This window comes from Enterococcus sp. GPZ-007, assembly GCF_059374735.1.
Map to the genome: position 1 here is coordinate 1 of NZ_JCAFYN010000040.1, position 12,724 is coordinate 12,724.

A 12,724-nucleotide genomic window follows, 5' to 3' on the forward strand; every position below is an offset into this window, starting at 1 on the left:
CGTCTAAGGTGTTCTTCATTGCGTCAATCGCTGTGTTTCCTGTGACGTATATGTTTTTTTCTGAATGATTTTCTTTGATCAGGTTCTCCCGACTCTTCATCGTTGGAGCAAAGTAAAGATCGGTCAGATCGTCCGTTAATTGCCGATTCATCTCTTCTGGAAAAGGGGAGTATTTATCCCAGGTTCTCAAGCCAGCCTCGACATGCCCAATTGGGATTTGCTGGTAAAAGGCGCTTAATGCGGCAGAAAAGGTGGTTGTAGTATCTCCGTGAACCAGTAAAATATCCGGTCGCTCTTTTTGTAATATAGCGGTGAGCTTTTCAAGTACACGACTAGTGATCTCGCTGAGTGTCTGCCCCTGATGCATGATATTCAAATCATAATCAGGAACGATAGCAAAGGCGTGTAAGACTTGATCCAGCATTTCTCGATGCTGCCCTGTAACGACTACTTTCGCCTCAAAACGATTATCATCTGCTAATTCTTTAGCTAAAGGAGCCATTTTTATCGCTTCCGGTCGCGTGCCAAAGACTAAAAAAACTTTCTTTCTCATGATATCCTCCTTAAAACCTTTTAAATATTATAAATAAATTGTCTGGACCGAAAAATAGAAATTAATAATTATAATTTCGAGTTAATTTAAATAAATCTATTTTATTATTCGTTTTATTTATAATTAATACCCAGTATAAGAGAGAAATTTCATTTTGTCTTATTAGAGACTTTTGTATTCTCATAATTCAACCTGAAAATGAGAATACGAATAGTGAAAAAATACAGGAAATTGTCGGACAGTCGCTGTGAAGCAAAAAAAGACAAGAAGAAAAATCCCTTCTTGTCCAGTGCTCAGCGAATTCCGTGCCGATCTTTACGCAGCAAAATGACAGCGATCATCAAAAAGATCAAGCTAAAGAAAATTGTTCGTTGATTGAAATAGCTGACTAAAAAACCGTTCAATACGGCACCAGCAACAAAGCTGAGCAAAATAATCAATGTATCAAGAAAGGCCGCACGTTTGGCTGGCTCATGCTTGAGATAGCCCTCAAAGAAGTTCGTCGAAAGATTCTTCAAATTTCCCGTCATCATTAACGAGGTAAAAGGCTTCCCCTTCAATTTTTGGAACTCCTGCAATTGGGTTGCAGCCGCGATAGACAACAACGCATTAACAACCAAGTTTGGCAGATAGGAAGAGAAAATACCTACGATCAAAAGCAAACTGATTTCAAAAGTCAAAAACCAAAGCTGTTGATTGTTGCTAATCTTAGTTTGCAGATAGCGTGCCAGTAATGCCCCTAAAGCAAAGGACAGAATCGGGATCAAATAATGGATCAACACTCCCCATTGACCTTGTCCCAAATGAACACCTAATAAAATAAAATTCCCCGTTTGAAGTCCTGCGAATACTTCGCCGTGAACCAAATAAGTATAGGCGTCCAATCCGCCAGCCGTTGCCGCCAAGGCCATTCCGAATTCCAGCCGTTCATGAACTTTATCTGCCATTGTTTTGCACCTCTTTTTTCTTCATCCGAAGTGTACGCCAAATGAAGGAAAATGACAAAAAAAGTGTCCTATATGAAAAAAGCGACTAGGATCATTGATCCTAGTCGCAAAAAAAAATTATTTTAATCGTCCATTCTCCATATGCAGTTTCTTTTCAGCAATCTTCAACGTGCTTTCACGATGAGAGACAAGGATCATGGTTTTATCCTGTAATTTCTCCTTGAAGGTCGCAAGAATTGCTTGTTCATTGACATAATCGAGATTGCTGGTTGGTTCATCCAGTAAAATTAACGGCGCATCGTAAACCAGCAAGCGCGCTAAGCCAATTCGTTGACGTTCGCCATCAGAGATATTGCGAGAAAGCTTGCTGAGTTGTGTCTCGTATCCTTCTGGTAGCGAGAGTATCCAATCATGAATCGCGGCATCTTTAGCAGCTTCTTCAATCGCAGCCTGTGAGACATCATCACGTTTCAAGGAAATGTTGTTAGCAATTGTGTCTTCAAATAGAAAAGTCGATTGTTCCATGACGCCTTCCAGATGATGAAGGGCTTCCTCTTTAAGAGAAGATAACGGTGAATCGTTGATCATTAATTTCCCACTGTTGGGATCCCAATAGCGCATCAAGAGTTTTAGCAGCGTACTTTTCCCGCTGCCGCTTTCTCCGCTTATCCCGATACTTTGACCTTTCTTCAAGTCAAAAGAAATCTGCTCTAAGACCGTTTTTTCTGTATTGGCATAACGGAAAGCCACTTCGTCTGCTTGCAGCTTTTCAACTGCATCAACGGAATTTGTACTTTCCTCAAATTCAACAAAGGGATCTTCGTGAACCAGCTGATATAAGCGGCGACCACTGGAGAAGGTCGTCAACAAGGCATTGCCTAAATTGCCTAATGCTAAGACAGGACCAAATGAACTGAGACTCAGCACCACTGAAACAACGATCGTTTCCATCGAAAGTCCGCGGCTGCTGCCGAAATAGAATACGCAAAGCGTGGTTCCGATAACGACCAATTCACTTAAGAGCTGCAAAGAATTGCCTTGGAAAATCCGGCGGCGATTCTCATGATTTAAGACTTTACTGTCTGCTTTTAATTTATTCAAACGCGTTTTTTCTAAATGAAATTGAGCGATGTCCTTTAGACTATTGGCATTTTCCATGATCGTCTGACTGACCTGTACGAAGGCCTTTTTGTAATCATCGCCAATCTGCAGATTTCTGCGATAACTGATGTAAGGGATGATCGCGCCAATCAGAATTTGTCCGATCAACAGTAGAAAGGCCAAGCCTAAATCAAAGCTTGCTAGAAAAACAAACGTTACCAGAGACGTGTCCAGAGCGATAAAAACAGGTGAGATCGTGTGAGCAAAAAAGACTTCTAAAGCCTCTACATCGGTCGAAATCGATGTGATCAGTTCACCGCTGTTCTTACCAGTCAGGCGGGCTGGGCCGATCGTTCTTAAAGCAGCGAAAATTCGCTCGCGAATATGGGCTAATAAAGAAAAGGCAATGTCGTGATTTTGATATTGTTCTAAATATCGTGCGACACCTCGGACGATACCGCAGGCGATCAATACAACTAAAATGAGTATGAGATTTACCTTCGCACCATCGATCAAACGTAACAGGGTGAGTGTACTAATGACTGGGATCGCTACGACAGCAAGATTGCTGATGATTCCCAGCAGGATCGCGAGAGACATCTTCCCTTTAAAGGGCTTCGTGAAAGAAAGCAGCCAGTGAATCAAGATCCTATCCTTCATTGCCGATCACTCCCTTCATCTGACGATTTTCTTCCGTAAAGTAGGTATTGAAATAATCCGAGGTTTGCTCCAATTCTTGTGGTGTTCCAGCTTCGACGATCGCTCCGTCTTTAAAGACATAAACGCGATCAGCATCCAGAACATTGTATAAACGATGGGAAACGAAAATCACGATGGATTCCTTTGATAAGGCCTTCAGTGTCGCTAAAATGATTTCCTCACTTTCGATATCAACGCCCGATGTGATCTCATCGAAAATATAAAACTCTGCTGAGGCGGCTAAGGCACGAGCAAGAATCAGCCGTTGTCGTTGTCCGCCAGACAAGTTTTTGCCGTTTTCTTCTAAGACTGTATCCAGCTGGTTTGGTAATTGTTGGACGAAGGTCAACAGCTTCACGCGATCTAGCAATTGCCACATGCCATCCTCTGTTAGCCGAGAATTTGCCAGCCGCAGATTGTCCCGGATACTTTCGGCGTAAAGAAAATCCTTTGTGTTTACTAAAATTCCTTTATTCAGCACCGTCGAATTGCTTAGCTCCTTTAAATCGGTATGATTCCAGCGGATCGATCCTTGATACTCGTCCAACTGATTCAACAGTAATTGTGCAAAGGTGCTTTTGCCTGAACCGGATTTTCCTACAAAGGCGGTAAAGGTGCCTTTCTGCAATTCCATAGAGACATTTTTGATAGCAGGAGTTTCCTGATTTTCATAGGTGAAATCCAGCTGATTAACAGTGATTGTGTCTAACGGTTCTTGCCAAGAATCGATTGTGCCAGCTTTTTTTTCAGGTAATGCGAGATAATCAAAGATTTTCCCGCAAGAGCTGATCCCGTTCATCGCCACGTGGAAGAGGGAACCTAGCTGACGCATCGGTAAGAAGAATTCTGCTCCGACTAAAATGAAGACCAGTACACCATAGACGGTCAATTGTTGCTGCTGAAAAGCTATCAGTGCTAGACCGATCCCAAGCGCCGCCCCGCTATAGGAAAAAATATCCATGATGGTGATCGAATTCAGCTGCATCGAAAGCAAACTCATGGTGGCTTTGCGGAATTTTTGCGCGTCTTGTGCTAATTCCTGTTGTTTAGCTCCATCTTGGTCGTAAGCTTTCAGAACACTTAAGGCGCTCAAGCTTTCGTGGAATCGCGACCCCAAGTTTGTGTATTGATCCCAATACTTATTTAAGATCCGCTTCGTAATCTTCATCACTGCCATGATTGTTAGGGGGATAAAAGGCACACAAATCAGCATTACAATAGCAGGCTGCCAAGCCAACGAAACTAAATAGGTGAATAAGATCAATGAAGCTAGCAGGCAATAAAAAAGCTGCGGTAGAAAATGGGCATAGTACATTTCCAGCTGCTCGATTCCATCACCAGAAAGCTGCGCTAACGTTGTGGCCGGCAATTGCCGAGAAGTATTCCCTAAACGAAAGGCCTTTTCCATTACTTTTGTTCGCAACGCGACCCGCAAATCGGCCGAAGCTTGATCCGTTAGAAAAGCTGACAAGCGGATAAGGACTAGTTTTCCAGCTAAGGCTAGGAGGATTAGAGCAAAAGACAGACTCAGATTCAGGGAGTGGCCTTGAACAAAATTACTCAATAAGAAGGCCAGTGTCCGCCAGATATATAAGGACAAGCCAAGGCTGATACAGCGAATCACGACTTGCAGGATCAGTGTTTTCTTTTTAGCAATCGCAAAGAGCCGATGATCAATCATTCGGTTCGCCCGCCTTTGCTTTTAATGAAGCTTTTTTGCCACGCAAATACCATGTCAGTCCAATCACGTGGGCGATATAGACCACAACCAAGCAAATTCTCATGGGGGTGTTATCCACCAACAATCCCGGGATCAAAAAGACAACGAGGATCATCAAGAACATCTTCACCATTCCTGCATTGGTGATTTTCTTTTTGACGATCGGCTCTTCTACCGCCCGTTTGTAGAAGGAAGATTGAATGAACTTATTGTAATATTTATCAGAACTGCGCAGCCAAAAGAAGGCTGTCAGCAAGTAGAATATCGTGGTTGGTAAAAAGGGAAGAAATATTCCCAGTGTTCCCAGCGCAAAGGTAATCGCACCAAGAGAAAAATAAATGATTTTTTTCACATGTATGACCTCCAGTAATGAAATAAAGTGCTTACCAGTTCATCTTATGCTAAATGAAAATGATTATCAATCTCTTTGTGTGTTTCTTTTATTCAAAGTTTGGAGAAACGATAGTACGAATAAATTTATAGTGACAGCAAGATAAGAAGTGTTTTTTAATGATCATTTTTTTAATAAATTAACTGAAAAAAGATTAATAAAACATGTTCCTATATCCAACGATTTGACGTACTATTTTAAGTAGAGTATCTCTGTAACGTAGAGAAGACCAATTGTTTGTTGCACAGGCTAAACTAAAAGGGAGTTCGATTGTGAAAAGATTATTAAAACTGGGTTTAATCGTTCTGTTATTTCTAGGTGGATGTGGGAATGGTAAGACAGAAAAAGAGACAAAAGAAGCATCCTCAAAGGCAACATCAGAGACATCGAAAGCTGCTGCGGGTTCTACCGTGAAGCTGAATTTCTCAGCAGTGGGAGATAATTTGATTCATGATTATATTTACGATCATCTTAGACAGCCGGATGGCACGTATCGTTTTGATGAAATGTATGAACCAACCAACTATTTGAACAAGGATCGGGATGTTTCCTATATCAATCTGGAAACCATTTGTGCCGGTGAGGAATTAGGTCTCTCCGGTTATCCGACATTCAACGGACCAACACAGGTATTAGATTCCTTACATAAAGCGGGCTACAATTGGCTGTCTGCAGCTAGTAATCACACCATGGACAAAGGCGAAGAGGGAATCGTCAAGCAATTAGAATACCTAGAGAAATATCCAGACATTACGGTTACTGGCTCACAAAAATCAGCGGAGGCTAAGCGGCTGCATGTTAAAAAAATCAAAGGGGTAAACGTCGGGTTCATGTCTTACACCTTTGGTTTGAACGGGATTCCGCTGCCTGAAGGCAAAGACTATTTAGTCAATCTGATTGATCCAGAACAAATTAAAAAGGATATGAAGGAACTTAATAAGAGGAGTGATGTTCAGATTGTTAGTATGCACTGGGGAGAAGAGTACCAGTTTACGCCAAATGAAGAACAGACACAGCTAGCTCAGCTATTAAGTGATGCTGGAGTAGACGTGATTGTTGGTGGGCATCCTCACGTTATTCAGCCGATGGACTATCTAACGGGCAAATCTGGCAATCAAACCTTAGTGATGTATTCTTTAGGAAACTTCATTTCTTCTCAAGCAGAGAATGACCGGATGCTGGGAGGGATGGGTCGCTGGACGATTGATTATGATAAAAAGAAGAAAGACGTCAAGATCGAAGAAGTTGAATTTTGGCCGACGATCACTTATATTGGCGACAATTATCAAACCTATAAAACTTACGCGTTGAAGGATTACACCAATGAGTTAGCGAATCAGCATATGATCCATGTGAATCAGGGGCAGGATTTATCCCGTGAATATTTCATCCAACGCACCAATGAGATTATGAATGATAAAATAAAAATCGTTTATTAAAACAGCAAGTCATATCAAGCGCCGCATGTCCGAGCTTTCTATACTAAAGATAGGGTAGTCAAAATGGGGTGAAGGAATGTACGAGTGGCAAAGACAAATTCAACAGATCGTTGATGAGATTGATCACTGCATCGAAGGCTATAATGACGAGGCATTGACGTTGCGCCGATTGGCTCGCAAGATGGGCTATTCCGAATTTTATACGACGCGGAAATTTAAAGAAATCTCCGGCATGTCCTTTCGTGATTATCTGCGGCAGCGGAAATTGGCCTTTGCTTTAAAGGAAGTTCGCGACAATCAAAAAAGCTTTCTGGATATCGCTTTTGATTATGGCTTCTCCTCACATGAGGCCTTTACTCGTGCATTTAAAAACATGTATGGGCGCACACCTAGCGAATATCGCAAAGCGCCAAAGCCTGTTGTCCTACGAACAAGGCTCAGCCCGTTTGACCGCTACTTTTTAGGATTGGGAGAGATGGGCATGGTAAAATCCAGCAAGGATATCAAAACCTATTTTGTGACGATTCCGGCCCACAAGTTTTTGTTTATCAAAAATACGGAAAGCAATGGTTACTGGGACTTTTGGGAAAAGCAGAGTCAGATTCCTGGACAGGATTGTGATACGATCAGCGGCTTATTGGACAGTATTAAGGGGAAACTAGATGACAACGGCGGCAGTAAGCCAGATAGCAGCAGCGGGCAAGTGATGGCCTATATCAGTGATCCAGAAGGTCGGCTTTGTGATTGGGGCTTTCTACGCTCAGAGTGCTACGGCACACGCTTGACGGCGGATTATCAAGGAGATATTCCAGAACAGATGATCCTGCGTGATGTTCCCGAAGCAGAATATCTTGTTTTTGAGCATGGTCCCTTTGATTATGAACAGGAAAATCGCAGCGTAGAGGAAAAAGTAGAAGAAGCGATGGCAACCTTTGATTTTTCCGACACGGGTTACAGCTATGACACTACGCCCGGACGAATCATCTATTTCTATCACGATCCAGAACGTTTTTGGAAATATGTGCGGCCAGTAAAGAAAAGATAATCAAAACAGCGATGTTGATTTTACCCAACATCGCTGTTTTGAGCTTTTAGTTCATGCTCAATGATTTTTTCAACCATTCTTCATCTTGCGGATCTGCTGCGCCGCGTTTGTTTTGATCAATTCCTGCGATCAAGCTCATTTCTTCATCGCTTAGCTTGAAGTCAAAGACATCGATGTTTTGCGCGATCCGTTCTGCGTGAACCGATTTTGGAATCACGATGATATCACGTTGCAGGTGCCAACGCAGGATAACTTGAGCGATGGTCTTATTATGCGCTTCTGCGATTTTCGCCAAGGTTGGATCTTCCAGCACGTTGCCCTTACCTTGTCCAAGTGGACCCCACGCTTCGTGAGCGATATCCAAGCTTCTCAAGTATTCGTTCAATTCCTTTTGTTGGAAGTATGGATGGGTTTCGATTTGGTCAACGGCCGGAACGACTTTGGCAGTCGTTAATAATTTGTCCAAATGCGGTTTTTCAAAGTTAGAGACCCCGATCGATTTGATCAGTCCTTCGTTATAAAGACTTTCCATTGCCCGCCATTTTTCGTTATAGCCTTCGCTTGGCCAGTGGATCAAGTACAGATCCAAGTAATCAGTTTGTAATTTCTTCAAGGTTTCTTGGAATGCGGCGATTGTTTCGTCATAGGTCGTGTTACTGTTCCAAACTTTTGAAGTGATGAATAGCTCTTCACGTTTTACGTCGCTTTGAGCCAATGCTTCACCCAGCCACGCTTCATTGTGGTAGATCGCTGCCGTGTCAAAGTGACGATAGCCGTCCTTCAATGCATCTGCTACTGAACGTTTTAAATCATCTGCGTCTTGGACTTTGAAAACACCGAGACCTAATTGAGGGATCATTTGACCATTGTTTAGTTTCAACTGTTCCATTTAAGAAAACCTCCTATTATAGTCGTTACTACTAAAGTATACTGCTATACCATCTAGAACGTAACAATTTTGTTTAAATAAGTACGGTTGAGCAGGCGGACAAGCTGGTGAATACAGTCTTTTCTAAAGAGGTAGCGAAGTATTTTGAACAGCTGATTCAAGAAGAGTAGGGGATTACACTAACGGCGGACACTATATCAATATCATCCAGTCAGGTTTTTCCGATATGGCACTGGCAGTGTTTATCGTTGAGGACGAAGAGGATCCAGATGACTATTACAAGGTCTCTACAGCAGTTTGCACCGGACCTGTAACGATTGTAAACGAATAAAAAAGAAGGGAATCTTTTTTTCAGATTCCCTTCTTTTTTTATTTATCGCCAGCCCAGATCAGGGGCAATATCTTTCACGATGGTTTCAAGTAAATGTATATTGTAATCTACGCCTAAAGTATTTGGAATCGTGACTAGTACGGTATCCGCTTCTTTGATCGCTTCATCCTCAGCCAATTCTTTGACGATCTTATCTGGTTCACCAGCAAAGGTTTTCCCAAAGATCGTTGGATTTTGATGATAAGCCAAGAAGCCGACTTGATCGTATTTCGCGTCATCGCCTTGATGACCGAATAATTGACGATCCATATCTGTCGTGATCGGTTGGATCGAACGTGTTACCAATGTGCGTGGTTCAAAGTTATGCCCCGCTTCTTTCCATGCTTCCTTATAAGCTCGTAATTGTTTAGCTTGTTGTACATGGAAGGGTTCATTGGTTTCATAGTTCACCAAAGTCGATGACTGCAAGTTCATTCCGTGTTGGGCTGCCCAAACAGCGGTTTGTGTTGAACCAGCACCCCACCAGATACGTTGGCGCAAACCTTCGGAATAAGGTTCTAAACGCAATTTCCCTGGTGCTTGTGGGAACATTGGTTGTGGATTTTGTTCAGCGAAACGTCCGCCTTCGATCAATTTCAAGAACTCCAATGTCCGTTCTCGTGTGATATCTTTGATTTCTTCTTCACTGTAGTCGTAGCCGAAATATTTCCAGCCATCAAGGACTTGTTCAGGTGAACCACGACCCACACCCAATTCCACTCTTCCTTGGGTAATAATATCTGTAAGTCCGGCATTTTCTGCCATCATATAAGGATTTTCGTAACGCATATCGATCAAGCCAGTTCCGATCTCGATCTTGCTGGTCTTCGCACCGATTGCTGAAAGCAAAGGAAAGGGTGACCCAATTTGATCCGCAAAATGATGCACGCGATAATAGGCGCCGTCGATCCCGATTTTTTCTGCTTCGACTGCTAAATCAATCGATTGTAGATACGAATCTTGCGCTGTTTTAACAAGTGAGCCTTGATCCATCCAATGACCAAAACTCAAAAAGCCGATTTTTTTCATGATAGTGACCTCCTTGAATCTATGTAAAATCACTTACTTTTAATAAGTTAACATGATTCTACTACGTTCATCTTTAAAAAGCGAATAATTGTTCTTGGAAAGAAAAAAGCCGCTAGTCTTAAACTAGCGGCATGAAAGAAGAGTGCTTATCATTTGTTTTGATCGTGTCTAAGAAGCATCGAACGTTCTTGGAGACAACGCCTGATTTGTGCCACGCTTTGTTCAATAGTCTGGTCTGTAGTATCAATCACGTGCGCTTCAAATTCTCCTAAGTGAGCAAACTGCTCCCACATTACTTGAATAAGTTCTGTATTTGCTGCTGCATCCAGCTTTTCTCGGTGGATCCCTCTACGAAGTGTTTCTTCCTTTGAAGCTCGCAGGACAATATAATGAACCTCATAGCCGTCAGCAGCCGCCTGCATCCAAGGAGATAAAAACCACGGTCCAATGATACCGTCCACGAGGACCTCATAACTGTTTTTGGCGAAAACCTTCGTCGCCTCTAAAAAAGCCTCAATTACGATGCCATTTTGTTCCTCCGCTTCTCTTAAATGAGGGGCGATTTTGCCCTTTTGGATTAAATGATAAAAATCATCGGTATGCATGTGAACCGTTTTTTCCCAATCAGATTTTTGGGAGAGAATCGAAGCGACTGTACTCTTTCCAGTCGCAGGGGATCCGGTAATGAGGATGATTCTGCCTTTCGTCATAAATATCTCCTTCGCTTCATTTTCGCACAAACAATTATTTGTTTGGTGCCACGCCTTTTACCAGCATTTCTGTCCATTCTGCTGTATAGGGCATGATCCTTTCATAAATTTGCGGATTAGAGATTCCTTCAAGTATGGCCTGAAAGTAAAGCATTAGGAACTCATCTGAATATTTTAAGTCCACTTTTCCTTCTTTTCGCCCGCGGTGGAACAGGTCTAGCATGATCCCGAAGCTTTGCTTTGTATATTCCTCCATCATTCGAGTAAAGCCACTGTCGCCCTTTTCAGTAAAATAATCCATTAAATCTAGATAGAATTTTTTGTTGATTTTTTCAAGATAGTCGATTTTATTTTGGCTCATGGCGATTAGTGTCTCTTCAAAGGGGGCATTTTCCGCCATGATTTGTTTTGCATTCGTTCCCATATCTTCCATAGAGCGCATAAAGACTTCGTGAATCAAATTTTCTTTACTACCAAAATATTTAAAGATGGAGGTTTTTCCTACATTGGCTCTTTTAGCGACCTCGTCAATTGTTAAATTTTCAATACCCGCATCTGTATTCATCAGCTCAAAGGCAGCCTGCAATACCTGCTCCTTTTTTTCTTGCGTGCGTCGTTCAAATCCATTCATTTCAACTACCTGCTTTCTATAAAAAGAACTTTACGTGATTTTTAGTTCGTAATTCTCTTTTTACATATTATATAGGAAAGAATACGAACTTACAATGGATAAATAGTTTTAAACTTAAGCCGAAATTTATTGACTGTTTAAAAGAAACGGGATATTATTGGAATTGTAAATGAACTTTGGTTTGAAATGATCCTCAATATTGAATAATATGAACTATTTTGGTGTGTGTAGTTCATAAAAAGTTGCGTTTTGTTTTGGACTGGAAAGCACGTTATGAAATTATGTCGAAAGAAGAGGAGTTATGTACCATGACAGAAATTGTAAAAGTACAAGGCTTGCAAAAAAAATTTGGTAAATTTCAGGCATTGAGAGACGTGTCATTCACAGTGAACGCCGGTGAAGTCGTCGGATTTATCGGACCGAATGGTGCAGGAAAATCAACGACTATTCGCACACTGCTAGGCATTATCAACCGAGATCAGGGTGATGTCCAAATTTTTGGAAAAGATGTTTGGAAGGACAGCTTGGAGATCCACAAACGCATCTCTTATGTACCTGGAGATGTTGCTCTGTGGGGAAGTCTTACTGGTGGTGAGATCATTGATTTGTTCATTAAGCTTCATGGCGGCGGGAGTAAAACGAAACGCGATTACTTGATCAAACGCTTTGAACTGGATCCGAAAAAGAAAGCAAAGGGCTATTCTAAAGGGAATCGACAGAAGGTTGGGCTAATTGCGGCCCTTTCGGTAGAGTCGGATCTTTATATCTTGGATGAACCAACTTCGGGATTAGACCCTTTGATGGAGGCTGTTTTCCAGGAAGAAATCGAAAAAATCAAGCATGAAGGAAAAGCCATTCTATTGTCTTCGCATATTTTAAGCGAGGTAGAACGCTTAGCTGATAAGGTTGCGATCATTCGTCGTGGAGAGGTAGTAGAGACAGGAACATTAGATGAGCTGCGGCATTTGACCCGCTCGACGATCACGCTCGTGACTGAAGGAGATGTATCAGAAATCGCCAAGGTTCCCGGTGTCCATGATTTTGTTCAAAAGGATGGGAAAGCGACTTTTTCCGCTGACAACGAAGCAATGAATGAGATATTGATCGAAGCGACCAAATTGCGAGTCAAAAAAATTGAATCTGTACCGCCAACGCTAGAAGACTTGTTCTTGCGTCATTACGAAGGCTGATTGTCGGAAC

The 12,724-nt window shown here is 42.0% G+C and carries 12 protein-coding genes; 3 read left to right on the forward strand and 9 right to left on the reverse strand.

The annotated features are described in order from the left end of the window. The 5 genes from wecB to AC4J95_RS16620 all read right to left on the reverse strand — a co-directional run. On the reverse strand, positions 1–553 hold a 553-nt coding region (gene wecB / locus AC4J95_RS16600), incomplete at its 3' end, for a non-hydrolyzing UDP-N-acetylglucosamine 2-epimerase (protein ID WP_494550812.1). 293 nt (positions 554–846) lie between these two features. After that, complete coding sequence (locus AC4J95_RS16605; protein ID WP_494550813.1) at positions 847–1,500, reverse strand: YoaK family protein; 654 nt, start codon at positions 1,498–1,500, stop codon at positions 847–849. A 117-nt stretch (positions 1,501–1,617) separates the two neighbouring features. After that, positions 1,618–3,261 carry an amino acid ABC transporter ATP-binding/permease protein gene (locus tag AC4J95_RS16610; protein ID WP_494550814.1) on the reverse strand — a complete coding sequence of 548 codons (1,644 nt, stop codon included), beginning with the start codon at positions 3,259–3,261 and terminating at the stop codon, positions 1,618–1,620. Continuing rightward, a complete protein-coding gene (locus AC4J95_RS16615; protein WP_494550815.1) occupies positions 3,251–4,981 on the reverse strand; it encodes an ABC transporter ATP-binding protein/permease in 1,731 nt (576 codons plus the stop codon). The genes AC4J95_RS16610 and AC4J95_RS16615 overlap by 11 nt, the downstream gene beginning before the upstream one ends. Beyond that, positions 4,974–5,372, reverse strand: a complete 399-nt coding sequence (locus AC4J95_RS16620) for a YbaN family protein (RefSeq protein WP_494550816.1) — start codon at positions 5,370–5,372, stop codon at positions 4,974–4,976. The genes AC4J95_RS16615 and AC4J95_RS16620 overlap by 8 nt, the downstream gene beginning before the upstream one ends. Positions 5,373–5,683: 311 nt before the next feature. Between AC4J95_RS16620 and AC4J95_RS16625 the strand changes: the two genes are divergently transcribed. Together AC4J95_RS16625 and AC4J95_RS16630 are read left to right on the forward strand one after the other, a co-directional pair. Continuing rightward, complete coding sequence (locus AC4J95_RS16625; protein ID WP_494550817.1) at positions 5,684–6,850, forward strand: CapA family protein; 1,167 nt, start codon at positions 5,684–5,686, stop codon at positions 6,848–6,850. A gap of 76 nt (positions 6,851–6,926) precedes the next feature. Continuing rightward, a complete protein-coding gene (locus tag AC4J95_RS16630) occupies positions 6,927–7,895 on the forward strand; it encodes a helix-turn-helix transcriptional regulator (protein WP_494550818.1) in 969 nt (322 codons plus the stop codon). A gap of 46 nt (positions 7,896–7,941) precedes the next feature. On the opposite strand, the gene AC4J95_RS16635 is transcribed toward AC4J95_RS16630, so the two are convergent. The 4 genes from AC4J95_RS16635 to AC4J95_RS16650 form a co-directional block, all read right to left on the reverse strand. Continuing rightward, positions 7,942–8,784, reverse strand: a complete 843-nt coding sequence (locus AC4J95_RS16635) for an aldo/keto reductase (RefSeq protein WP_494550819.1) — start codon at positions 8,782–8,784, stop codon at positions 7,942–7,944. Positions 8,785–9,157: 373 nt separating this feature from the next. Next, positions 9,158–10,183 (reverse strand): LLM class flavin-dependent oxidoreductase, encoded by a 1,026-nt coding sequence (locus tag AC4J95_RS16640; protein WP_494550820.1) that lies wholly within the window; start codon positions 10,181–10,183, stop codon positions 9,158–9,160. Positions 10,184–10,332: 149 nt separating this feature from the next. Then, positions 10,333–10,893 carry a P-loop nucleotide/nucleoside kinase family protein gene (locus AC4J95_RS16645; protein ID WP_494550821.1) on the reverse strand — a complete coding sequence of 187 codons (561 nt, stop codon included), beginning with the start codon at positions 10,891–10,893 and terminating at the stop codon, positions 10,333–10,335. Between the two features lie 34 nt (positions 10,894–10,927). Further along, positions 10,928–11,524, reverse strand: a complete 597-nt coding sequence (locus AC4J95_RS16650) for a TetR/AcrR family transcriptional regulator (RefSeq protein WP_494550822.1) — start codon at positions 11,522–11,524, stop codon at positions 10,928–10,930. 308 nt (positions 11,525–11,832) lie between these two features. On the opposite strand from AC4J95_RS16650, the gene AC4J95_RS16655 reads away from it, so the two are divergent. After that, a complete protein-coding gene (locus tag AC4J95_RS16655) occupies positions 11,833–12,714 on the forward strand; it encodes an ABC transporter ATP-binding protein (RefSeq protein WP_494550823.1) in 882 nt (293 codons plus the stop codon). The last annotated feature ends 10 nt before the right edge of the window (positions 12,715–12,724 follow it).